This window comes from uncultured Aquimonas sp. (assembly GCF_937888285.1).
GTDB lineage: Bacteria > Pseudomonadota > Gammaproteobacteria > Xanthomonadales > Xanthomonadaceae > Aquimonas.
The window spans coordinates 35,036-56,375 of sequence record NZ_CALART010000080.1 but is presented as its reverse complement, the minus strand read 5'-3'; the positions used below and the strand labels follow the sequence as shown (position 1 = coordinate 56,375).

Genomic DNA, 21,340 nt, shown 5'->3' with positions numbered 1-21,340 from the left:
TGCCGCGTTTGACGCGCCACACAGCCTAAGGCCCAATCCCATGAAAGTCCTGAACTCCCTCAAGTCGGCCAAGACCCGCCACCGCGACTGCAAGGTCGTGCGTCGCCGCGGCAAGGTCTTCGTGATCTGCAAGAGCAACCCCCGCTTCAAGGCCCGCCAGCGCTGAGCGCAGCGCGTTGGAAGCACGCAGGAAGGCCGCCCAGGAGGCGGCCTTTTTGTTTGGCGGCCCCGGAACGCGGGCAGCATGGTTCCACTGCGCCTAGTCCCCCATCCGCTCGTAGGCTTCTGCTACGCAGCCAGCCTTGGAATGCACTCCGAGCTTGATGTAGACGCGGCGCGCATGGGACTTCACGGTCTCAGGATGAATGCCAAGCTCACGCCCCACCTCCTTGTTGGTGTAGCCCAGCGCGTAGAGCGCGACGATGCGGCGCTCTTGCGGGCTCAGGCATTTGAGATGCGGGAACGGTTCGGCGGTCAGCGGACGTGCCGCGACCGTCACCGATCTCGCGGGCGCCGAAGGAGGTTCGGTCTGACGCAATGGCATCGGCATGGGGAGTCTCCGTGGGTGCCAAATCGAATCCGCATCGACAGACCATCGGACGTGCGGCAGCGGACCTGGCGACACTCCGCCCGCCGCGCCACTGCCCTCCCCCTGGAGGCCGAGTGTCCGACAAATCTCCGATTGCAACAGGGCGATCGGCGCCCGCGAGCGAATCGCGGAATCGACGGACCCAGCGAACAGAGGAGGCAGGGGCGCTGACGTCTCAACCCGAAGCAGGAGCAGGAGCAGGAGGTTCCGGAAAACCCTTACACACGGCGCCACATCGGCGGCCAGGCAGGACGGCCTCGACGCGGGTACTGCGGATGGCAGCGAGGCACGCACCCCGCCACGACATTGCTCCCGGCGCCTGCGCACCGTCTATCGCCACCCCCATGCTCAACCCGCCGCCTTTCTGAAGGGCACGACATTCGCCGCGGCGGCAACCGGCGCGCGCGCCAGCAGTCCGACCGACTGCGCAGAGGTCAGCCATTCCTCGGCTGCTTCTGACACCGGCTCGGCCAGGGCCTCGAACTCCGCGCGACTGGTGGTCAGCACGAAGGGCTGGGCCAGCCAACGGATGATGTCGCGACCGGTGATGCCCATGCGCGAGCGCTGCGAACTCTGCGGCTGCTCGTTGAGGTAACGCTTCAGAATCTCTTCCAGCGCGTCCCAGGCGGTGTCGGCGCCGAACTGACGCAGCACATCGTCGGCACCCAGAATCTCGAAGGCCTGACGCAGCAACTGCATCAATTCGACGGTGAGCACGCTGACGTCACCGAAGGCGGCCTGCTTCAGGTTGGCCCTGAAATCGAGGCCGGCACGGCGCGCGGCCGCCACTGAGCCGAATGCCGCATCCGGCGTCGCCGCCGGGCCGCGGAAGGTCTCGGCGATCCGACGGTCGCGATAGAGCTGGGCGATCTGGCTGCAGAAGCCCTGCAGGTGTCCATGGAAAGCCGTGTTGGGCCGGGAGCCTTCGGGCGGGGCCACGTTGGTGTAGCCGAACACGCGGCGGTAGGCCTGCATGCGCTGCTCGCGGGTGTAGCGCAAAGTGCTCTTGCGATCGAAGCGATAGAGCCCGAAGGCACCCTGGCCATCCTCAAGCTTGATCGAGCCGGCGCGGAACAGCTCCTGCAGCTTCTGCACGGCGCGGAACATCCCCAGGCGCTCATGCTGGTAGCAGTAGTACAGATCGGCCAAAGCGATCAGGCGCCCCGAGGGAATACCCTCGTCATAGGGCTTGACTTCGATCGGCGTGAACGTTCCGCCCAGGTTGGGCGAAGCGCTTGGCCCCAATCCGACCAGCCCGGCGTCGCCGCCGTCGGTGGGAGCTGGTCCGGCCCCGTTCTGCAGCGCCTGCAGCAGGGCCTGGTTGATCTGGGCGAACTGGGCGTTGGCCAGCTGGATGGCGGCGTAGTCGCCGGGCGCGCTGGCGATGACCTGCTGCACCATCTGTTGCTGGGCCTGGGCCTGCTGCAGCAGCAGCTGAAGTAGATCGTCTCGAGTGGTCATGGATGCATCCTCGGTGGAACGGCCTCGGACTCACCGTGGCCATGCGTCGGAAAGCGCTGGATGGGCGGATGTGCTGACGGGCTAGTCCCGTTCGAGATCCTGCATGGGAGCCGTATCCGCACTGGGCGGAGCGGGCACCGCTTTCGCAGCGGACGCGCTCGCAGGGGGCGTGCGCTTGGGCTTGGCAGCGGCGCGATTCGCGGACTCCATCGCCGACGCGTCGGCGCGCTGCGAGACCTGCGGAATGGACGCTGACAGTCGGGCAGATCGCGAAGAAGGATCGGCTGCGACTTCGGGATCGAGCTGTTCGAGAACGTCCACCGCTGGGGCCCGGCCGCGCATCACCTGCGCAAGCTCCCCCGCACAGCACTCGGCGCGAAGACGCAGGCGTATCAGCGTCCGGTGCAGCCGCTCTGCATCCTCGTCTGCCAGCGCGAACGCCTTGCCCAGATCGTGCTCGGAGATTCCCTGCATCTGTGTAGCGATACGTTTGGAGGCCTCGATCGCGATTCGCCGGACCTCTGTCAGCACGTCGCCACCCTCAAGCCCAGCGATTTGGGTGATGAGTGCCCAGCTTCGCCCCAGACCCTGCAGGATCGACAGCAGGCTGGTCTCCGACTCGAACACCAGCACGCGATCCATCTCGCATTCGTCCAAGCCGAGCTCGCGCGCGGTTTCGTGCACGTCGGCAATCCCCTCTTCGATGCAGCGCCCGCACTGCTCGACCGTCTGCAGGGCATCTGCTACGGGCGCCGACAGCCAACGCTTTCCCAGCAGAGTCAGCAGTGCACGCAGGCGGGCTCTGCACGCGCGCAGACTGATGTGCATCACCTCGGTCTCTGGCGTGGTCCCGCTCACCAGCCGGCCGAGACGCTTGACGAGCTTGGCGGTCGCCCTGATGTCCGAACGCAGCTCGTTGACCGGAGCGGCATCGCTGATGGCGCGCTCCAGCGACGCGAGCGACAGCAGGATCATGTCGCCGAGGGTGCGCGCGTCCTCGGCACAGGCCTCCTCGAAGCAGGTCACATGGGGCAGCCGCGCGAGCGCCGGCGCGAGTGCGGCACGCACCGAGCGCAGCTCAAGCAGCAAGGTCGCGGACACCGGGTCCCTGGCGTTCACTGCTGAACCGCGCTCCGCCGGCGCAATGTCGAGAACACCGCCGCGGGAGTCGAGTGCGATAGGGGCGCTGCGACGAAAGCCACTCAGAATGCGCGACCATTCGCCGCCATCCAGCTCGCCCAGGCTTTGCCCGGCGCGCAGAAAGCCGCTGCGCGACACACCGAACACCTTGCCGAGCACGCTGTTCACCAGTGCGGGGCGGTCGATCGGTCGTTGGAAACTCAGAGCGCTCATGGTTATCTCCGTCCTAGCGTTGCGTAGAAGTTGCGGGTGAGGGCGACGGGCGAGGCCAGCCCCCGATCGAAGGCGTATCGCACCGCCGAGAGCAGGAAGCGCTCGGGCACGATGCCGGGGTCGGCGCCACGAGCCAAGCGATGCGCAGCTTCGACCGCGACCTGCTGGTCCTGCGGCCGGAAGCACACGACCTGGCGCAGGCTCTTGCCACCCAGCTGCGGATACGGCGATTCCGCAAGCACTTCGACCACCAGCCCAACGCAGCGACGAAACGCGCGACGCAAGGCGAAGGGAATCGTGCTTGCGCGTTCAGGCGGGTGCAGCGCGAACCAGGCGCGGCGCAGCGCGCGCGCCTCGTTCTTGAAGTCCATGCGGCGCAGCAGTTCGAGGTTGATCAAGACCCGCAGGAACGGCGTCGGATGTACCGCCATCGGGTTCCAGGCAACGGTCGAGCGCGGTGACTTGGCGACCACGTCAGTGATCGAGCCCACATACCCTGGACCGATCAGCAGCACGCTCAGCAGGTCCGCGAAGATCTCTTTCTGCCAGCGTACCCAGGGCCTGCGCACCTCCAGCGGCAGGCCGGCTGCGCGCAGGGCGCGCAGCAATCGCCTCGGCACCGCCGTCCACAGGCCGAGATCGGCCTGCAGGTTGTGCGCGACTTCATGCGGAATCGCACCGAGGGTCCAAGGTGTCACCAGTCGATGGTCTGGCAGCTTCACCAGAGGAAAGGGGTTGGGAAACATCCCCAGCTTCGACAGCCGCACGTCGCGCCGATACGTGGCCGGGCCGGCGCCGGCCTCCATATAGCTCAGCGGCGGCGGCGAGGGGATGGGTCGGGCTCGGCCCAGGCCCTGATAGACGTACTGATAGCAGTCGAGCGCGATGCGGTCCGCAGCCAGAAGTCGCACCAGCATGCCGCCCTGTCGCTGTCCGAACAGCGACCAGTACCCGTGCCAGATCTTCTCGGCCTGGGCCATCAGGGTCGCACCCTCCTCCTTGAGTTCGCTGACCCGATCGAGGCGCCCGCGGTCAGGCCTCTGCAGCGCCAGGTCACAGGATGCCGCCAGCGCCTTCGCATTGGCGGCGACCACCTCGCGCACGCGCTTCAACAGTCGGTTGGCTGCGTGCAGATGGGCGGCACCGGGGCTGCCCGCGGCACTGCCGAACTCGCCCATGCGAAAGTCGCGCAGCAGCCGCAGGGACTGCAGGGCATTGACCTTCTGGCTGCGCAGCCAGTGGCGCAGCGCGCGCTGCGCCGAAGCATCCAGGGCCTCGGCCGCAGCCGCCGGTCGCACCGGCGAAACGACGGTTGCCGACGCGCCGGATTGCTGCTTCAGGCGCCCGACCCGCTGCCCCGCCGGCAGGCGCAGACCGGGCACGGCCAGCCGGGGTTCGGCCAAGGCGACAGCTTCGATCGGGCCATCAGGCATGGACGTGCGCATGGAGTTCTCCAGAGGCAGCGTGAATCGCGATCAGGCAAAGCGCACCGGCCGCGGGCCGCGCTGATTGATCGCTCGATTGCGCTGGATCGCCTGCCGGCAGCGTTGCGGCGTGCGCAGCACGCGCGCGGCCTGCCGCGCAGTGGCGCGGGCCGCGATCTGCGGCGACATCTGGCCGGTGCGCGCGTAGTGGCGGGCGACATCGGCGGCCGCGTTTCGCGCCACGGTCGGCAGCGCCCTCACCAGCTGCCGGGTGTGCGGCGAGCGCACGATCTTGCGGCCGATCGAAAGGATGCCGCGGCCGATGTGCGGCAGCGCCTTCTTGATCATGGGCGCGGCCAGTTTGCCGACCTTGCCCAGCACCGGCAGGGCCTTGGCAGCCAGCGGTGCGAGCGCGGCCAAGGCAGGGAAGAAGTCGTCCACTTCGGATTCGCCCTCCGCCTCCGCCAGCTGGTCGACGACCATTTCCATCAGCGCTGCTGCCTGGCGGGCGGCGGCGATCTCGCCCCCTGCGGCGGCCGCCTCCGGCGGCGTCTCGTACTCGAAATCAAGAAAGCCATCGGACGTCGTCTGACCCTCGAAAAACTGACCCGGGTCCTCGCCATCGAAGCCATCGAGACCATCGAGGCCATCCAGGCCATCAAAGCCATCGAAACCCTCGAAGCCTTCAAAGCCCTCGAAGCTGTCCAGGGTCGGTTCGGCAAAGCCATCGGTGATGTAGGGGGTGCTCATGTTCAACTCCTCTCGGGGGGATCAGCCTTCGGCCCGTGCGATCGCACGGCGATTCAGGCGCTTGCGCACAATGAAGATCCGCGCCAGTGCGCCGGCCAGCAGACGCGGATTGCGGAACGTGGAAGCCGCGCGCCCCGCCAGCGAAGCCGCGGCGCGCGCTGCAGTAACGGAGTGGCCGGCCTGCGCTCTGCGCGACAGATCGCGCAGGGCACCGCGCGCGATGCAGCCGACTACCGGCAACAGCGGGCGCGTGCGGGGCGAGCGATACAGGCTGTGTACGAGTCGGCAGCTGCCGCGAGCGATGACCGGCAGCACGCGCAGCACTGGCGGTGGCGCGCGCCAGCTCAAGGTCAGACTCAAGCCCCCGGCAAATGCCAGGGCCTCGGCTTCAGAGTCGAATTGCGCGCCGTGGCCCAGCAAGGCCTCGGCCAGCGCTTCCGCATCCGGCATCGCCTGCTTTCCGGCCCAAAGGGCGTTCAGGGCCTCGGACGACAGCTCGGAATCGGCCAGCAGGTCCTCCTCCGAAAGCCAGGGAAAGGTGATCTGCGCGGCGGATTCCTGTTCGGAAGAAGCGTCGTCGGCAAACGGCGAGGCCCAGCCAGAGCGCATCTCTGCTTCTGCAGCCAACTCGCGGAGCGCACCCGGCAGGTTCCGTCGCAGCATCGGCAGTGCGCGACGAACCAGACCGGCGGCCACACGCAGGGCCTCGCCAACCGCGGGCGTCATCGTCGTCACTGCGGGGCCTGCCTCGGCGTGCAAGGGCCGAAGCGGCTTCTGCGCAGACGGGGAAAGACCGGTGTCCATCAGGGCTGGCACTCAGGCGGAACGATGGTCAGAGGCTAGGCCGATGTGAGCTGACGCACAGTCCGCTCGGTGGGGTCACCCGGAGATGGTCACCCCGATGGGGTAACACCGAAGCAGTGCTCCGGCCGCACTTGCCCTCGACGAAGTCACCCACCACTGCGGGTCGGCGGGCCCGGCACCGCGCTTCGATCGAGGCTCACGCGGGCGCGAATGCGGTCCTGCACTCGTATCGGCATACAATCCGCGCTGGGGAGTCCGCCACCGCTGACGGAGAATCGAACGATGTTGCGCAGTCTCGGCTGTCTTGTTGCCTGCTTCGCCCTGTCCAGCGCCGTTGCGAGCGCACAGTCCACCACCAACCGCGTCATCGAGGGTGATGTCCTGTTGATCGAGCGGGTGGAGCGCACCCACAGCGGCGCCAACCTGCCGCGCCGCGGCATGTTGATGAACCAGGTCGAAGCGCAGTTCGGCGCGCCGACCACCAAGCACGCTCCGGTCGGCGGCAGCAGCCCGCAGCAGCCGCCCATCACCCGCTGGAGCTACCCCGAGTTCACGGTCTATTTCGAGCACAACCACGTGGTCAACGCCGTGGTCAACCGCGCCGGCCCAAACGAGAAAGGCCCGATTCGCAAGGAACAACCGAACGGATGAACCAGGCTGCAGCGCGTTTCCCCGCGGAGTGGGAAGACCAGTCCGCGGTGTTGATCGCGTGGCCGAACGCCGACACCGACTGGGCCCCGCGCCTCGACGAGGTCGAGGGCACCTATGTCGAGCTGGCGGCAGCCATCACCCGCTTCCAGCCGCTCGTGATCTGCGTGCGCGATGCCGCGCTCGAAGCGCGTCTGCGCGGCCTGCTCACAGCGCGCGGCGTTGATCTGTCGCGGCTGCGCTGCGTCGAGGCCGAGTACGACGACACCTGGCTGCGCGATTCCGGACCGATCACCGTGCGAACGGCGGATGGATTCGAGCTGCTCGACTTCCGCTTCACCGGCTGGGGCGGCAAGTTCGAGGCCAGCGCCGATGACCGCCTGGTCGAGCAGCTGTTCGCAGCCGGCGTGTTTGCATCGAACGCGCAGCGGCGCCGCATCGACTTCGCGCTGGAGGGCGGCGGCATCGAAACCGATGGCGCCGGCAGCCTGCTGTCGACCTGGCACTGCCTGAGCGAGCGCCATCCCGACCGCTCGCGCGCCGAAGTGACCGAGCTGCTCTGTCGCGAGCTGCGCCAGGACCGCGTGCTGTGGCTGGACCACGGCTATCTGGAAGGCGACGACACCGACGCCCACATCGACACCCTGGCCCGCTTCGCGAGCCCCTCGCGCATCGTCTACCAGGGCTGCAGCGATCCGGCCGACAGCCACTTCGACGAACTGGCGACGATGGGCCAGGAGATTGCCGCCCTGCGCCAGTCGAACGGCGAGCCTTACGAGGTGTTCGTGCTGCCCTGGGCGCAGCCGATCCTGGACGAAGGCCGTCGACTGGCGGCGTCGTACGCCAACTTCCTGATCATCAACGGCGCCGTGCTGATGCCGGCCTATGGCGACCCGGCCGATGCCGAGGCCCAGGCCGTGCTGGCGCGCGCCTTCCCGGACCGACAGATCATCGCCCTGCCCTGCCGGCCGCTGATCTGGCAGAACGGCAGCCTGCACTGCATCACCATGCAGCTGCCGCGAGGAGTGCTGAATGAGCAAGTCTGATACGCATGCGCTGCGCGTCGCCCTGATCCAGGATCGCGACCGCGGCTCGGTCGAGGCCAACCTCGAACGCATCGAGGCGCGCGTGGCCGAAGCCGCCGCCGCAGGCGCCAAGCTGGTGCTGCTGCAGGAGCTGCACAACGGCGCCTACTTCTGCCAGCACGAGAGCGTGGACGAGTTCGACCGCGCCGAACCCATCCCTGGCCCGAGCACCGAGCGGCTGGGTGCGCTGGCGAAGCGGCATGGCGTGGTCATCGTGTCTTCGTTGTTCGAGCGTCGCGCCGCCGGCCTGTACCACAACACCGCGGTGGTGTTCGAAGCCGACGGCCGCATCGCGGGCAAGTACCGCAAGATGCACATCCCGGATGATCCGGGCTTCCTCGAGAAGTTCTACTTCACCCCCGGAGACCTGGGCTTCGAGCCCATCGACACCTCGGTCGGTCGCCTCGGCGTGCTGGTCTGCTGGGACCAGTGGTACCCGGAAGCCGCGCGCCTGATGGCGCTGGCCGGCGCCGAGCTGCTGCTGTATCCGACGGCGATCGGCTGGGACCCGAACGACGTGCAGGACGAACAAGACCGCCAGCGCATGGCCTGGATCCTCTCGCACCGCGGCCACGCGGTCGCCAACGGCCTGCCGGTGCTGAGCTGCAACCGCACGGGCTTCGAGCCCTCGCCCACCGGCGGCAGCGGCATCCGCTTCTGGGGCAGCTCGATCGTGCTCGGCCCGCAGGGCGAGATCCTGGCCGAGGCCGACACCGACAGCGATGCGCTGCTGCTCGTCGATGTGGATTTGAAGCGCTCGGAAGCCGTGCGCCGGATCTGGCCCTTCCTGCGCGACCGCCGCATCGACGCCTACGCCGACCTGCTGAAGCGCTACCGTGACTGAGCCCCTGGCCGACCTCGCCGGCGAGGCAGAGCAGGACCCGCTCGCCGGCCAGCCGATCGCCGAGATCGAACGCGATGGCGTTCACTACACCCTGCTCGGCACGGCGCATGTCTCGCAGGCCAGCGTGGACGCGGTACGCGCGCTGGCCGCGCAGCAGCGCTTCGATGCGATCGCGGTGGAGCTGTGCGAGCCGCGCTACCAGTCGATGCGCGATCCGGATGCGCTGGCCAAGCTCGATCTGTTCCGGGTCATCAAGGAAGGCAAGGTCGGCTTCGTCGCCGCCAACCTCGCGCTGTCCGCCTATCAGCGGCGTCTCGCCGAACAGCTGGGGGTCGAGCCGGGTGCGGAAATGCGCGCCGCCATCGAAGAAGGCGATCGTCTGCGGCTGCCGGTCTGGCGCGTTGATCGCGACGTCAGCACCACGCTGAAGCGCACCTCGGCCGCGGTCGGCTTCTGGCAGCGGCTGATGATGATGAGCGGGCTGGCCGCCAGCCTGCTGGTCAGCGACAAGGTCGAAGAGGACGAGATCGAGAAGCTCAAGCAGGGCGACCTGCTGGAGTCGACCTTCGGCGAGTTCGCCAAGAACCGCGAGCCGCTCTACCGCGCCCTGATCGCCGAGCGCGACCAGTACATGGCCGCAGCCCTGCGCCAGGAGGCTGCGCGGAACCCGGCGGCCAAGCGCGTGCTGGTGGTGATCGGCGCCGGCCATCTCGCCGGACTCGCCCAGCATCTGGCCGAAGACACCCGCGAGCCCGGCGCACTGCGCGAAAGCCTGCGCCAGCTGCCGCCACCGAAGAACTGGGGCACCGGGATCACCCTCGCCCTTGCAGTCGTGGTCGTGGGTGGCTTCATCTACGGCTTCAGCCAAGGCCTCGACGTGGGCAAGGACCTGCTGCTGCAGTGGGTGCTGATCACCGGCACCGGTGGGGCGATCGGCTGCCTGCTGGCCGGCGGACACCCACTCTCGATCCTTGGTGCCTTCGCCGTGTCGCCAGTCACGCCCCTGCACCCGGCCCTGGCCTCGGGCATGGTCAGTGCGCTGATCGAAGCCTGGATCCGCAAGCCCACGGTCGCCGACTTCGGGCATCTGCATCGCGATGTCACCAGCACCGCGGGCTGGTTCCGCAATCGCGTCTCGCGCACCCTGCTGAACTTCTTCCTGACCAACATGGGCACGGCGCTCGGCTTCTACACGGCGGGCTGGCTGATGTTCAAGACGCTTTCTGCCGGCTAGGCCGACGCGCTTGGAACTGCCCTTCTCCCCCGCCTGCGAACGCAACCGCGAGCCGATCCTGGCCGTACTGCGCGAACACCTCGCTGCGCCGGCGCGCGTGCTGGAGATCGGCGGCGGCACCGGCCAGCACGCCGAGTTCTTCTCGGCACATCTGCCACATCTCCACTGGCAGAGCAGCGACCGCGCCGACTATCTGCCCGGGCTGGCCGCGCGCATTGCACAGGCCGAGCTACCGAACCTGCCCGCGCCCTTCGAGCTGGACGTCTCCCGCCGCGAGCTCTGGCCCGCGCAGCGCTTCGATGCCGCCTACAGCGCCAACACCCTACACATCATGGGCTGGCCGGAGGTCGAGCAGTTCTTCGCCATGCTCGGCGAGGTGCTGGACCCCAAGTCGACGCTGATCGTCTATGGCCCGTTCAACTACGGCGGCCGATTCACCAGCGAGAGCAATGCCGACTTCGATGCACAGCTGCGCGCGGACGACGCCAAGCGCGGTCTCCGCGACTTCGAAGCGGTCGACACGCTGGCCCGCGCGCAGGGCTTCGCACTTGTCGCCGATATCGCGATGCCAGCGAACAATCGCTGTCTGGTCTGGCGTCGGTAGAGACTACCGAAGCTCATCTCGGCTCGCAGCCAGATCTCTCAAGATGCAGAGGCACCGGAGGCCGTTCTCCCGAGAACACCTGGCACGCGAAACGGGGCTGGGAGGCCCTCAAGAAACAGAACGATTGCGACCCCATTGATCGTCGCCCCCGCGTAGGCGGGGGCCCAGTGTCGCTTGCCGCAGTCGCACGAGTCCTGGCTCCCCGCCCCCGCCTTCGCGAGGGCAGGCTCTCCGAGGGGATGACGAAGCCCAGCCTCCCCGAGAACGCCTGCAGCGCGGCGCAGCGCCGGGAAGCGCTCAACAGCGAGTCGCCCAGCCTTGAAGCGCAGATGCCTCAATCCAGCTGACTGGCCACGCCCTTCAACCCGTCCAGAGCCCGAGCCCAACGCTGGCGATCCAGAACCTCACGCTGGAACAGCGCCTGGGACTTCTCCAGCACCAGCTTGTAAGGGCTGCCCTTGCGCAGGGTGGTGCAGGTCACCGGCAGGTCATGGTGGGCGATGGTTCTCGCCACGTGCTCGCGGCCCTGGGTGGCCAAGGGCCAGGTGCGCGTCCGCTCTGCCGTTGCCGCCAGAAACTGCTGCAACACCTCGCACTCGCTGCACGTGCATCCCAGTCGAACCACGATCGACCAATCATCGGCCGCGCGCTCGGGTTGGGCGAGACGCTGTTCGAGCAACTGCCTTGCATGGTCCATCAGAGTCCGCAGGCGCGCCTGCACTCGGCGCGCGCGCCGAGCGTCCTTCAGCGCCTCCCGCAGCAGCAGGACCAGGGCCTCCGGCGAGAGCGCGACCTCACTGCGAATGAGCAGGTCGTCAATCGCCTGCAGTGTTGTCGAAGCGCCCACGATCTCGCCTGCTTCGATCAGGCCAAACAAAGGCGCGCAGAACCCTTGCACGCGCTGGGCGCGATCACGCGCGGGAACGCGCTCGGGCCGCAGGTCGTCGCGCAGGCACTGCTGCAGCCACGCCCACTGCTCCGTCAGCAAGGCCTCCGCCAGACGACGGCCTTGCGGCGGCTCGGCCGCACAGCAGGCCTCGCAGAACTCGGGCAGCGCGTCGGCAATCCACGCTCGGTGCTGCTCGATCCCGGCGCGCCGCCAACCGCGTTCACCGCGCCACTGGGCCAGGAGATCCTCGCACCAGCGAAGCCCGTAGCACCTCAGCAAGCCCGCGAAATCCTCGGCGGCGCTGGCCGGCATGCATGCGGGTTGCAGCGGGCCAAGCAGGTCAAGCGCCAGCCCCGCATGCTCCGAGCGGCGCGCCACGCTCACCGCCAGACCTCCCAGAACGGGGTCATCGGTCGGCAGCTGTTTCCAGAACGGGAGCACGTGTTCGACGAGATTGACCGCCGCATCTGCGCCCTCCGCCACGAGCCGGGCGTCGACCTGCTGCAAGGCCCATAGCGGTGAGGTTCTGGCGCGCAGCTCGAAAGCGCGGGCGCGCGGCCAGATCACCACGGCGGCACGGTGGTACCAGCGGTCCAGCGTGTTGCCATAGTTGCCCATGAAGCCTTCGTACTCGGACTCGAAGGGCTCGCACTCGCGGCTGGCGCGGGTAAGGCATAGCTCGCGGCTGTCGACACGCGCGCCCATCACATCCGCTTCGCTGCCGTCCGCTGCCAGCCCATGGCGCAGTTCGATGTCGTCATCGATGAGCTCGCCCAGCCGCATGTCCGAAGCCAGCGCTGGATCACCGTCTGCATCGTCTGCGTCGAAATCGTCGTCTCGATCCCAGCGGCTGCGTCCAGGGCCTGCCTCGCAGCTCCAGACCTCATGCACGTCGGCCAGCGCGAGGATGCATTCGCAGTCCAAGGCCCCGGCCGCCTCGCGCAGCGCAGCCACGCGCGGAGCGTCGGCGTTCTTGAGCAGTGCCCAGCCCAGGCCGCGCTGCGTGTACTGGTGATCGAGCAGATAGACCAGGCGATCAGGCGGTGCGGCGGGCGGATCCCAATCCCAGCGCGGGGGCACCACGGTGGCGAAGTAGCGCCGCAGCTCGCGAACGAGAGGCTGGGCCGCAGCGTCCAGCGCACTCGTCGAGGCGCCCTGCTCACCGGCAATCAGCCTCAGGTTGTAGGTCAGCACCACCCGGTAACCCGACTTGACCGCCTGCGCTTCGTGCGAGCAGTCCGCGAAGAAGGCGGTGAATCCGAGCTGGCTGGCCGATCCGCCGACGCGAAGGCTCTCGCCCTGATGTTCGATGACGAAACGACCGCCAGTGAACCTGGAAGGCAAGGTCACCACCAGGGTCGCCAGCATGCCGTCGGACTTCTCCGAATCCTGGTGGCGAGCGAAAAACTGACCCGGCTCGTAGACCAGCAGGTTGTGCAGATCGGCCTGCAGCAGGCTCGAATCGGGCAGGCCCAGATCCTTGTGGATGCGCTGCAGCGCGTCGTCCAGTACGGGCTGCCAGGTGGCCACGTCCATGCGGATACGACGGGCGGGAATCTCCCAGGTGTTGCGCACACGGGTGTCCAGACGGGTCTCGTCGCGGTAACCGTGCAGGGCCAGTTCGGCAGATTCGCACAGCGTTCGTGCCACCAGCGGGTCGATCGGCAGAGGCACCTTGCCCAGGCCGTCCACCTCGATATGCAGCCCTTTCGCTGGCCGCAGGAAGTGCGTCGCGAAGCGCCCGGGGGCGTCGATGGCCGCAAGCGTGGCGGCGAGCTGGCGCAGGGCGTCCGTGCTCATCGGGCTTACTCGCGCGTAACCGCGGCCCAGGCCGGCAGGATATGGTCGCGGCTGAGTGGCGCCACCGGCACCGTGGGGGCATGCGGATCGACCCAGGCCAGCTCGGCGATCTCGGCGTGCGGCTGTGGCTCACCGGCAATCGTCACCGCGTACGCGATCGCACGCACGCGCCGACCGGACTCGTTCACCGCGGCGGCCTCGAACTCGCCCAGCGCAACAGCCGTCGATTCGACGAGCTCGACACCCAACTCTTCGCGCAGTTCACGCGCAAGCGTCGCCAGCGGCGACTCATGGGCTTCGCGCTTGCCGCCAGGCTGGATGAAGAAACGGGTATCGCGTTTGCGGACCAGCAGCACGCGGCCATAGGCATCGGCGATGACGGCCGCCACGGTCTGGATCGGTTGATCGGTTGCGGAACATTCGTTCGAGTTCATCGCGCAAGTCTAGCGCGGCCGCTCCGGCCTGGCCTTCCTCGCAGCGGATGAAGCACGCCGCGGAATTCGCCTGCGCATCGGAATTCGCGCTCGTGCGCAGCTGTCCCTTCGACAGACTGCCCCAGCGCATTCCCCGCCTTGCATCCTTCAGCCATCGGCGTATCGTCTGATCCCGAGCATCGGATCAGGAGTCCAGCGTGTCCAGTCGAACCCAGGATCCCCCCACCCCTCCTTCGCGCAGCCGATCCGCCGCGAGCAGCCGTCGCAGCGGCGTGCGCGAGCCCGGCGTGGCCGATGCGTCCAACGCCTCCCTCACTGCGCTCGCGCAGTCACCGCTGGTGCGGCACGCCCAGCTGGGCCGTCGCGTACCTCGGCAGGCGATGCTGCAGCTCATTGATGCCCTGCCCGGCGATGTCCATGCACGATTGCAGGCCGTGGGCCTGGGCGAGGCCAGCCTGAAACGCTTTCGTGCCCAGCCCCGGCAAGCCTTGAGCGAGGAACATGCCGAGCGCACGCTGGAGATCACGCGGCTGGTGCAGATGGCTCGCGAAGTGCTCGGCAGCATCGAATCGGCGGACAGCTGGCTGGCCACACCCCAGCGCGCGCTCGACTTCCAGGCGCCGCGCGCGCTGCTGCGCACCGCGCCTGGCCGACAGGCGGTTGAGCAGCTTCTGGGACGGATCGAGTACGGCGTGTACTCGTGATCGTCTGGCGAGTCGAGGCGCTGAAACACGCCGACACGGCGCTCCACGGCATTGGTGCCGCCCGCTTCGGTGGTCGCTGGAATCGCGTCGGCACGGCGCTGGTCTACACCAGCACTACGCTGGCCCTGGCCGCGTTCGAGAAGTTCGTGCATGCCGAACGGCAGGTCGCCGACATCGCCCTGGTGGCGCTTGGCTTCGAGTTGCCCGACGACTGTGCGCTCGATCGCCCCGCCGCACTGCCCGCCGACTGGCGAGCCGCCGCCGCACCCCACTCGACTCAACAATGGGGCAGCGAATGGGCGCGCCGGGGCCGCCCGCTTGCAGCGGCCGTGCCTTCCGTTCTACTGCCAAGCGACCACTGGCTGAGCCACGGCGAATACAACGTGCTGATCAACTGCGCCGCACTGGGCGAACACGCCGTGCGCGAAGTCGCGCGCCTGCCCTACGCCTACGATCCGCGGGCGTGGAAGTGACAGCGCCTCAGCCACCCCGATGGTAAGGATGATTCGCCAGCAGGCTGCAGGCCCGGTAGAGCTGCTCGGCCACCACCACGCGCACCAGCGGATGCGGCAGGGTCAGCGGGCCGAGTGACCAGCTCTCAGCCGCGGCACTGCGTACCGAGTCGTGGAAGCCGTCAGGCCCGCCGATCAGGAAAGCCAGATCCTGACCCTGCATGCGCCAGGCCTGCATGCGCGTTGCGAGTTGTTCGCTGGAATGCGCGCGGCCGCGGCCATCGAGAAGCACGATGTGCGCGCCGCGCGGCACCGCCGCCAGCAGGCGCTTGGCCTCGTCTTCCATCGCGCGAGCGGTGTCGCGGCCCTTGCCGCGCTCGCCGGGGGCCAGCTCGACCAGCTGCAGCGGCAGCCAGTGTGAGAGGCGCTTGAAGTAGTCGGCGCAGGCCGTCTGCACCCAGTCGGGCATGCCGGTGCCGACGGCGATCAGCTGGGCCTTCATGGTGCGCGCTCGCCAGCAACGCGAGCGGGATCAGCCTTCGTCGGTCTCGGCATCCGCCGCACGCGGCGTATCGCCATCGACGCTCCACAGCCGCTCCAGCGCATAGAACTCGCGCACGCGCGGCAGGAACACGTGGACGACGGCGTCACCAAGGTCGACCAGGACCCACTCGGCCTCGCGTTCGCCTTCGACGCCCAGCGGCATTGCGCCGATTTCCTTGACGCGCTTCTGCACCTCGTCGGCGATCGACTTGACGTGGCGGCTCGAGGTGCCCGAGGCGATGAACAGGGTGTCGGTGAAACCCGACTTGCCGCGCACGTCGATCTCGCGCACATCGCGGGCCTTGAGCTCTTCCAGCGCGAAGCGGATGCGCTCGTTCAGGGCTTCAGTCGAGGGGCCGCCGGGGGCGGTCTTCTTGGCGGCACGGGCGCGCGGGGCGGGCTGGGCGGGGGCTTTCGGGTTCAAATGGTTGACCTGTGGCATTGGGGACGCTCGGGGGCGCGAGCGCGAAGTATAGGTGAGCCCGTCCGCGGGCGCCCTCGGCCTCGTTCAGGTTGACCCGGAGGCGTGCCGGCCGTACAGCCCATGACGCTTGATGTAGGCGGCCACGCTGGGCTCCAGATAGGCCTCGATGGCACGTCCATCGCCCTGCGCCACCGCTGCGCGCACGTCCGTTGCGGAGGCCGGTTCCGGCGGCAGGCTCAGCCTGCAGAATCCGCCGGCGGGGGCTTCGGCAAGTCCGGCCAGCGGTTGCGTGCGCTCAAGCGCCAGCGCTTCGAGCGCCGGCGATGCAGCAGGGATCCCGGCATGCGGGCGATCCACCACCAGCAGATGCGCCAGCCGCGGAATCGCCTGCCAGCGCTGCCAGCGATCGAAGCCGCGCCAGGCGTCCTCGCCCAGCAGCAGCACCAGCGGCGCCTCGGGCCCAAGCTCGCCGCGCAATTCCTCCAGCGTATCGACCATGTAGGAGGCGCCGCCGCGGCGCAGCTCGCGCAGGTCGATGCCGAAGCCGCTCTCGCCGGCCAGGGCCAGCCACAGCATGGCGACGCGGTGGCCGGCCGCCGCGCCCGGCGGCGCGCGATGCGGCGGATCCGCATTCGGCAGGAAGTCGAAGGCCCGGATCTCGAGACCTTCCGCCAGCAGGGCCTCGCATGCGGCGCGGGCAATCGCCACATGGCCACGGTGCACCGGATCGAAGGTGCCGCCGTAGACGATGTGCAGCGGGCGTGCGGTCGACACGGACGCGCTCAGCCCGCCAGCAGGGTCGGCCGCACGCGCGGCTCGGCCAGCGCCGCCAGCAGGCGCTCCAGCTCACGCCAGCCGTCGCCCTGCTCGCGGCCCTTGCCGATGCGCTCGATCCTCGCGCACTGCGCCAAGAGCGCCTCGAAGTGCGCGACATCGCCGCGCGCCAGCGCCTTCTTGAAGGGCGCCTGCCGCGAAGACCACACGCCTGCCGCCTGCAGCGCGGATTCGACATTGCCGCCGCGCGCCTTGGCCTCGGCCACGCGCAGCAGCTGCTGCACCTGCGAGGACAGCCAGCCGACCAGCGCCGGCACCGCCTGGCCTTCGGCGCGCAGGCCAGCCAGCATCTGCAGGGCACGGCGCGCATCGCCGCCGATCGCGGCATCGCTCAGGCCGAACACGTCGTAGCGCGCGTTGTCGGCCACCGCGTGCGCCATGTACTCAAGATCGATGCGCCCGGTGGGCTTCAGCAGTGCCAGCTTGTCGACTTCCTGGGCTGCCGCCAGCAGGTTGCCCTCGACCCGCTCGACCAGCAGCTCCAGCGCCTCGCGGCTGGCCTCCAGCCCCTGCGCGCGCAGCCGCTGGCCCAGCCAGCCGGACATCTCGTGCACCTTGATCGGCCACAGCACCTGGGCGCGGCCGGCCTTCTGCACGGCGGTGAACCAGGCGCCCTCGTGCTTCTTGCTCCAGTCCTCGCACAGGATCAGCAGCAGGATGTCGGGCGCCGGGTTGCGGCAGTAGGCCTGCAGCCAGTCGACGCCGTCCTTGTTGGGCTTGCCCGAGGCGATGCGTAGCTCGACGATACGGCGGCTGGCGAACAGCGACATCGCCGCACAGCTGGCCTGCACCTGCGCCCAGTCGAAGCGCGCGTCGACTTCGAAGATCTCGCGCTCGCTGTAGCCCGCAGCACGCGCCTGGGCACGCAGTCGATCCGCCGCCTCGACCCGCAGCAGGGCCTCGCTGCTGGCGATCAGCGCAACCGGCGGCAGATCGCCGCCAGCGCCCGTGCTCGCTGCGCCGCCGATCATCAGCGCAGGGCCGAGTCGATCCGCCGCAGGATGGACTGCACCAGCTCACGGTGCAGTTCGGCGCGCATCAGCTCCTCCTCGTTCGAGGTGCCCTGCGCCTGTGCGGTGTCGAACAGGTAGTCGCGGCGCAGCTCGATCAGCTGCGCGGGCATCACCGCCACGCCGTCGGCATCGAGCAGCGAGACCTCGGCACTGAGAACGATCTCGAACTCCTGGGCGCGGCCGGCGGCGTCAACGGTCAGTGGGTTGCGGCGCTCATCGAGCTTGTCGATCCGCAGCACCGACGCCGGCACGGCCGGGTCGTCGACCAGGGTCGCACCGGCGCGCTCGAGCGCCGCCTGCAGGTCGCGGCCGATCGAGGAGTAGGGATCGACCTGGGCCAGACGCAGCGTCTTCAGGCGCTCCGGCAGGCGCACTTCTTCGCGCAGACGGAAGCCGCAGGCGGCGACCGCCAGCAGCAGACCCAGGACCAGCATTCTCATCAGCGTGCGCATCACTGCCCTGCCCTGCACCGGCTCAGCCGGCGACGATGTTGACGATCTTGCCCGGCACCACGATCACCTTGCGCACCGTGAGCCCGTCGAGCGCCCGCTGCACCGCGGGCTCGGCCAGGGCCAGCTGCTCGATGGCCTCACGCGCGGCCTCCACGGCTACTTCGACCGTTCCGCGCAGCTTGCCATTGACCTGCACCGCCAGGGTAACCGCATCGCGGACCAGTGCGGCCGGATCGGCCTTGGGGAAGGGCTGGTCCTCGATCAGGGTCTCGGCATGGCCCAGCGCCTGCCACAAGGCGTGGCTGGTGTGCGGGGTGATCGGGTTCAGCATCAGCGCGATCGCGGTGTAGGCCTCCTGGCGCACGGCGCGGCCCTCGGCGCTGTCATCGTCCGACTTGGTCAGCGCGTTCAGCAGCTCCATCACCGCGGCGATCGCAGTGTTGAAGGCGTGGCGGCGGCCGATGTCGTCGCCGACCTTGTCGATGGTCTCGTGCAGCTTGCGGCGCAGGGCCTTCTGCTCGGCGTTGAGCGCCGCCGCATCCAGCGCGGGCGCCGCGCCGGCGCTGACGTGGCGGTGCACGGCGTTCCACAGGCGGCGCAGGAAGCGGGCCATGCCTTCGACGCCGGCCTCGTTCCACTCCAGGCTCTGGTCCGGCGGGGCGGCGAACATCGAGAACAGGCGGACGGTGTCGGCACCGTACTTGTCGACCATCGACTGCGGGTCGACGCCGTTGTTCTTCGACTTGGACATCTTCTCGGTGCCACCAGCAAAGACCTCGCGCCCAGAGAAAACCAGAACTCCGGTAACACCGTTGCGATCCTTGGTTGGCACAGTCTTCAGGCCATCCGCGAAGATCGACATAAAGGGTGTCGCACCCTTCCCTTCAACAAGACTATCCGCCATGTTCAGTGGCACAACATCCGTCCAATGTGTCTTGCTGCCATCAGCATGCGTGTACGTGACAACCTTTGTGGGGTCGACCCACTCCTTGCTGCCGTCGGGATTCAACGCGTAGAAGGAAGGCGCGATAACCATGCCCTGGCACAGGAGATTGGTCGCCGGCTCATCGCTGTCCACATAGCCGGCGTCACGCAGCAGCTTGTGGAAGAAGCGGAAGTACATCAGGTGCATCACCGCGTGCTCGATGCCGCCGATGTACTGGTCCACCGGCAGCCAGTACCTGGCGCGGCCGTCCAGCATGTCGTCGGCGCCCGGGCAGCAGTAGCGCGCGTAGTACCAGGAGGACTCCATGAAGGTGTCGAAGGTGTCGGTCTCGCGCTCCAAGGCCGCGCCCGTTACCGGGTCGGTGTACTTGCGCCACTCGGGGTCGGCCTTGATCGGCGAGGCCACGCCCGAAAAGCTCACGTCCTCGGGCAGGCGCACCGGCAGCTGGTCTTCGGGCACCGGGCGGGCATTGCCCTCGGCGTCGTACAGCATCGGGATCGGGCAGCCCCAGTAGCGCTGGCGGCTGACGCCCCAGTCGCGCAGCCGGTAGTTCACGCGGCGGGTGCCGCGGCCCATGGCTTCGAGTTTCGCAGCGATGGCCTCGAAGGCCTGGGCGAAGTCGAGCCCGTCGAACTCACCGGAATTGACCAGCCAGCCACGCTCGGTGAACGCCAACTCTTCCTTGATGGCGGCCTCGAACTTCTCGATCACCTGCACGGCCGCCGAGGGCTCGAACACATCGCGCAGGGCGCCGCCGCCCAGCGCCGTGGTCAGCGCGTCGCCGCCCTTGGCCGCGTCGCGGCGCAGTTCGTCCAGCGCATCGCGCACGTCCTGGTTGATGATGACCATGCGGATCGGCAGGCCGTACTTGCGCGCGAACTCGCCGTCGCGCTCGTCGTGGCCGGGCACGCCCATCACCGCGCCGGTGCCGTAGCCCATCAGCACGAAGTTGCCGATCCAGATCGGCACGCGCTCGCCGCTGATCGGATGCAGCGCGTAGCGGCCGGTCGGCGCACCCAGCTTCTCCTGCGTTTCCAGCTCGGCCTCGTTGACCGCGCCCTGCTTGCAGCGCTCGATGAAGGCGGCCAGCGCCGGGTCGTCCTGCGCGGCTTCCAGCGCCAGCGGATGCTCGGCGGCAACAGTGACGAAGGTGACGCCCATCAGGGTGTCGGGGCGGGTGGTGAACACGGTCAGGGGCTGGTCCGTGCCTTCGACACCGAACTGGATCTCCAGGCCTTCCGAGCGGCCGATCCAGTTGCGCTGCATGGTCTTGACCGCTTCCGGCCAGCCCTCAAGCCTGTCCAGGCCGTCCAGCAGCTCGTCGGCGTAGGCGGTGATCTTCAGGAACCACTGCGGGATCTCGCGCTTCTCGACCACTGCGCCGGAGCGCCAGCCGCGGCCATCGACCACCTGCTCGTTGGCCAGCACGGTCTGATCGATCGGGTCCCAGTTGACCACGCTGTTCTTGCGATAGACCAGGCCCTTCTCGAAGAGCCGGGCGAAGAACTGCTGCTCCCAGCGGTAGTACTCGGGCGTGCAGGTGGTCAGCTCGCGCGACCAGTCGTAGGCGAAGCCCAGGCGCTTCAGCTGCCCGCGCATGTGGTCGATGTTGGCGTAGGTCCACTTGGCCGGCGCGGTCTTATTCTTGATCGCGGCGTTCTCGGCCGGCAGGCCGAAGGCATCCCAACCCATCGGCTGCATCACGTTGAAGCCCTGCATGCGCTTGTAGCGGCTGATCACGTCGCCGATCGTGTAGTTGCGCACATGACCCATGTGCAGCGCACCGGACGGGTACGGCAGCATCGACAGGCAGTAGTACTTCGGACGCGAGCTGTCCTCGACGACCTCGAAGGCGCGGGTGCGGTCCCAGAAGCTCTGGGCAGCGGCTTCGATGGATTTGGGGTCGAAGTTCTCTTGCATGGCGGGGATATTCGGGGATCGGGAGGGCAGTCGCGCAGTTTAACCGCCTGCGCCGGCTGGCGGGCGCGCTTTCGGCGGTGCCAGGGATGGTGCGGCAGGCGATGCGCCTACACCCAAAGCCGCATCGCCGGGC

General features: G+C 68.4%; 22 protein-coding genes. 8 read left to right on the top strand and 14 right to left on the bottom strand.

The genetic code is table 11. The annotated features are described in order from the left end of the window. The first annotated feature begins 40 nt into the window (after positions 1 to 40). On the top strand, positions 41 to 166 hold the full coding sequence (gene ykgO, locus Q0654_RS15260) for a type B 50S ribosomal protein L36 (RefSeq protein WP_091238229.1): 126 nt from the start codon (positions 41 to 43) through the stop codon (positions 164 to 166). Positions 167 to 259: 93 nt separating this feature from the next. On the opposite strand, the gene Q0654_RS15255 is transcribed toward ykgO, so the two are convergent. The 6 genes from Q0654_RS15255 to Q0654_RS15230 all read right to left on the bottom strand — a co-directional run bounded on the left by Q0654_RS15255 (position 260) and on the right by Q0654_RS15230 (position 6,303). Then, positions 260 to 550, bottom strand: a complete 291-nt coding sequence (locus Q0654_RS15255) for a helix-turn-helix transcriptional regulator (RefSeq protein WP_298855333.1) — start codon at positions 548 to 550, stop codon at positions 260 to 262. A gap of 387 nt (positions 551 to 937) precedes the next feature. Next, positions 938 to 2,050: a hypothetical protein gene (locus Q0654_RS15250; protein ID WP_298855330.1), complete on the bottom strand. Its 1,113-nt coding sequence runs from the start codon at positions 2,048 to 2,050 to the stop codon at positions 938 to 940. Positions 2,051 to 2,131: 81 nt separating this feature from the next. After that, entirely contained in the window at positions 2,132 to 3,403 is a 1,272-nt protein-coding gene (locus tag Q0654_RS15245) for a hypothetical protein (RefSeq protein ID WP_298855328.1), read from the bottom strand. Between the two features lie 2 nt (positions 3,404 to 3,405). Then, positions 3,406 to 4,848, bottom strand: coding sequence for a hypothetical protein (locus tag Q0654_RS15240; RefSeq protein WP_298855326.1), 1,443 nt, complete (start codon positions 4,846 to 4,848; stop codon positions 3,406 to 3,408). A gap of 30 nt (positions 4,849 to 4,878) precedes the next feature. Further along, positions 4,879 to 5,577: a hypothetical protein gene (locus Q0654_RS15235; RefSeq protein WP_298855325.1), complete on the bottom strand. Its 699-nt coding sequence runs from the start codon at positions 5,575 to 5,577 to the stop codon at positions 4,879 to 4,881. A 21-nt stretch (positions 5,578 to 5,598) separates the two neighbouring features. Next, positions 5,599 to 6,303: a hypothetical protein gene (locus Q0654_RS15230; protein ID WP_298855323.1), complete on the bottom strand. Its 705-nt coding sequence runs from the start codon at positions 6,301 to 6,303 to the stop codon at positions 5,599 to 5,601. Between the two features lie 360 nt (positions 6,304 to 6,663). On the opposite strand from Q0654_RS15230, the gene Q0654_RS15225 reads away from it, so the two are divergent. Genes Q0654_RS15225 through Q0654_RS15205 form a run of 5 tightly spaced genes read left to right on the top strand, consistent with a single transcriptional unit; the run spans position 6,664 to position 10,796 of the window. Next, a complete protein-coding gene (locus Q0654_RS15225; RefSeq protein WP_298855322.1) occupies positions 6,664 to 7,032 on the top strand; it encodes a hypothetical protein in 369 nt (122 codons plus the stop codon). Continuing rightward, a complete protein-coding gene (locus Q0654_RS15220) occupies positions 7,029 to 8,075 on the top strand; it encodes an agmatine deiminase family protein (protein WP_298855319.1) in 1,047 nt (348 codons plus the stop codon). The genes Q0654_RS15225 and Q0654_RS15220 overlap by 4 nt, the downstream gene beginning before the upstream one ends. Further along, positions 8,062 to 8,958: a carbon-nitrogen hydrolase gene (locus Q0654_RS15215; protein ID WP_298855317.1), complete on the top strand. Its 897-nt coding sequence runs from the start codon at positions 8,062 to 8,064 to the stop codon at positions 8,956 to 8,958. Before Q0654_RS15220 ends, Q0654_RS15215 begins: the two co-directional genes overlap by 14 nt. Beyond that, a complete protein-coding gene (locus Q0654_RS15210; protein ID WP_298855315.1) occupies positions 8,951 to 10,192 on the top strand; it encodes a TraB/GumN family protein in 1,242 nt (413 codons plus the stop codon). Before Q0654_RS15215 ends, Q0654_RS15210 begins: the two co-directional genes overlap by 8 nt. A 10-nt stretch (positions 10,193 to 10,202) precedes the next feature. After that, complete coding sequence (locus Q0654_RS15205) at positions 10,203 to 10,796, top strand: DUF938 domain-containing protein (RefSeq protein ID WP_298855313.1); 594 nt, start codon at positions 10,203 to 10,205, stop codon at positions 10,794 to 10,796. Between the two features lie 334 nt (positions 10,797 to 11,130). Here Q0654_RS15205 and Q0654_RS15200 read toward each other — a convergent pair whose 3' ends face one another. Together Q0654_RS15200 and Q0654_RS15195 are read right to left on the bottom strand one after the other, a co-directional pair. Further along, positions 11,131 to 13,485 (bottom strand): 2OG-Fe(II) oxygenase, encoded by a 2,355-nt coding sequence (locus Q0654_RS15200; RefSeq protein WP_298855311.1) that lies wholly within the window; start codon positions 13,483 to 13,485, stop codon positions 11,131 to 11,133. Between the two features lie 5 nt (positions 13,486 to 13,490). Then, on the bottom strand, positions 13,491 to 13,919 hold the full coding sequence (locus Q0654_RS15195) for an NUDIX domain-containing protein (protein ID WP_298855310.1): 429 nt from the start codon (positions 13,917 to 13,919) through the stop codon (positions 13,491 to 13,493). Between the two features lie 197 nt (positions 13,920 to 14,116). Here Q0654_RS15195 and Q0654_RS15190 point away from each other — a divergent pair, with 197 nt between their 5' ends. Together Q0654_RS15190 and Q0654_RS15185 are read left to right on the top strand one after the other, a co-directional pair. Continuing rightward, positions 14,117 to 14,623, top strand: a complete 507-nt coding sequence (locus Q0654_RS15190; RefSeq protein WP_298855308.1) for an antitoxin Xre/MbcA/ParS toxin-binding domain-containing protein — start codon at positions 14,117 to 14,119, stop codon at positions 14,621 to 14,623. Beyond that, positions 14,620 to 15,096: an RES family NAD+ phosphorylase gene (locus Q0654_RS15185; RefSeq protein WP_298855307.1), complete on the top strand. Its 477-nt coding sequence runs from the start codon at positions 14,620 to 14,622 to the stop codon at positions 15,094 to 15,096. The genes Q0654_RS15190 and Q0654_RS15185 overlap by 4 nt, the downstream gene beginning before the upstream one ends. A 7-nt stretch (positions 15,097 to 15,103) precedes the next feature. On the opposite strand, the gene rlmH is transcribed toward Q0654_RS15185, so the two are convergent. The 6 genes from rlmH to leuS all read right to left on the bottom strand — a co-directional run bounded on the left by rlmH (position 15,104) and on the right by leuS (position 21,216). Next, positions 15,104 to 15,577, bottom strand: coding sequence for a 23S rRNA (pseudouridine(1915)-N(3))-methyltransferase RlmH (rlmH, locus tag Q0654_RS15180; protein WP_298855305.1), 474 nt, complete (start codon positions 15,575 to 15,577; stop codon positions 15,104 to 15,106). A gap of 30 nt (positions 15,578 to 15,607) precedes the next feature. Continuing rightward, positions 15,608 to 16,060, bottom strand: a complete 453-nt coding sequence (gene rsfS / locus Q0654_RS15175; protein ID WP_298855303.1) for a ribosome silencing factor — start codon at positions 16,058 to 16,060, stop codon at positions 15,608 to 15,610. A gap of 66 nt (positions 16,061 to 16,126) precedes the next feature. Further along, on the bottom strand, positions 16,127 to 16,816 hold the full coding sequence (gene nadD, locus Q0654_RS15170) for a nicotinate-nucleotide adenylyltransferase (RefSeq protein WP_298855302.1): 690 nt from the start codon (positions 16,814 to 16,816) through the stop codon (positions 16,127 to 16,129). An 8-nt stretch (positions 16,817 to 16,824) separates the two neighbouring features. Beyond that, positions 16,825 to 17,847 (bottom strand): DNA polymerase III subunit delta, encoded by a 1,023-nt coding sequence (gene holA, locus Q0654_RS15165; RefSeq protein ID WP_298855300.1) that lies wholly within the window; start codon positions 17,845 to 17,847, stop codon positions 16,825 to 16,827. Next, positions 17,847 to 18,329 carry an LPS assembly lipoprotein LptE gene (lptE, locus tag Q0654_RS15160; RefSeq protein ID WP_298855298.1) on the bottom strand — a complete coding sequence of 161 codons (483 nt, stop codon included), beginning with the start codon at positions 18,327 to 18,329 and terminating at the stop codon, positions 17,847 to 17,849. Before lptE ends, holA begins: the two co-directional genes overlap by 1 nt. 34 nt (positions 18,330 to 18,363) lie before the next feature. Then, positions 18,364 to 21,216 (bottom strand): leucine--tRNA ligase, encoded by a 2,853-nt coding sequence (gene leuS / locus Q0654_RS15155; protein WP_298855358.1) that lies wholly within the window; start codon positions 21,214 to 21,216, stop codon positions 18,364 to 18,366. Positions 21,217 to 21,340 lie beyond the last annotated feature (124 nt).

Excerpts from the sequence above, each read along its gene's own strand:
- Q0654_RS15195 (WP_298855310.1), bottom strand. The coding sequence starts at position 13,919 with ATGAACTCGAACGAATGTTCCGCAACCGATCAACCGATCCAGACCGTG.
- Q0654_RS15220 (WP_298855319.1), top strand. The coding sequence starts at position 7,029 with ATGAACCAGGCTGCAGCGCGTTTCCCCGCGGAGTGGGAAGACCAGTCC.
- Q0654_RS15255 (WP_298855333.1), bottom strand. The coding sequence starts at position 550 with ATGCCGATGCCATTGCGTCAGACCGAACCTCCTTCGGCGCCCGCGAGA.
- Q0654_RS15240 (WP_298855326.1), bottom strand. The coding sequence starts at position 4,848 with ATGCGCACGTCCATGCCTGATGGCCCGATCGAAGCTGTCGCCTTGGCC.
- Q0654_RS15235 (WP_298855325.1), bottom strand. The coding sequence starts at position 5,577 with ATGAGCACCCCCTACATCACCGATGGCTTTGCCGAACCGACCCTGGAC.
- Q0654_RS15230 (WP_298855323.1), bottom strand. The coding sequence starts at position 6,303 with ATGACGCCCGCGGTTGGCGAGGCCCTGCGTGTGGCCGCCGGTCTGGTT.
- Q0654_RS15250 (WP_298855330.1), bottom strand. The coding sequence starts at position 2,050 with ATGACCACTCGAGACGATCTACTTCAGCTGCTGCTGCAGCAGGCCCAG.
- ykgO (WP_091238229.1), top strand. The coding sequence starts at position 41 with ATGAAAGTCCTGAACTCCCTCAAGTCGGCCAAGACCCGCCACCGCGAC.
- Q0654_RS15200 (WP_298855311.1), bottom strand. The coding sequence starts at position 13,485 with ATGAGCACGGACGCCCTGCGCCAGCTCGCCGCCACGCTTGCGGCCATC.
- Q0654_RS15245 (WP_298855328.1), bottom strand. The coding sequence starts at position 3,403 with ATGAGCGCTCTGAGTTTCCAACGACCGATCGACCGCCCCGCACTGGTG.
- Q0654_RS15215 (WP_298855317.1), top strand. The coding sequence starts at position 8,062 with ATGAGCAAGTCTGATACGCATGCGCTGCGCGTCGCCCTGATCCAGGAT.
- rsfS (WP_298855303.1), bottom strand. The coding sequence starts at position 16,060 with ATGCCACAGGTCAACCATTTGAACCCGAAAGCCCCCGCCCAGCCCGCC.
- rlmH (WP_298855305.1), bottom strand. The coding sequence starts at position 15,577 with ATGAAGGCCCAGCTGATCGCCGTCGGCACCGGCATGCCCGACTGGGTG.
- holA (WP_298855300.1), bottom strand. The coding sequence starts at position 17,847 with ATGATCGGCGGCGCAGCGAGCACGGGCGCTGGCGGCGATCTGCCGCCG.
- Q0654_RS15225 (WP_298855322.1), top strand. The coding sequence starts at position 6,664 with ATGTTGCGCAGTCTCGGCTGTCTTGTTGCCTGCTTCGCCCTGTCCAGC.
- lptE (WP_298855298.1), bottom strand. The coding sequence starts at position 18,329 with ATGAGAATGCTGGTCCTGGGTCTGCTGCTGGCGGTCGCCGCCTGCGGC.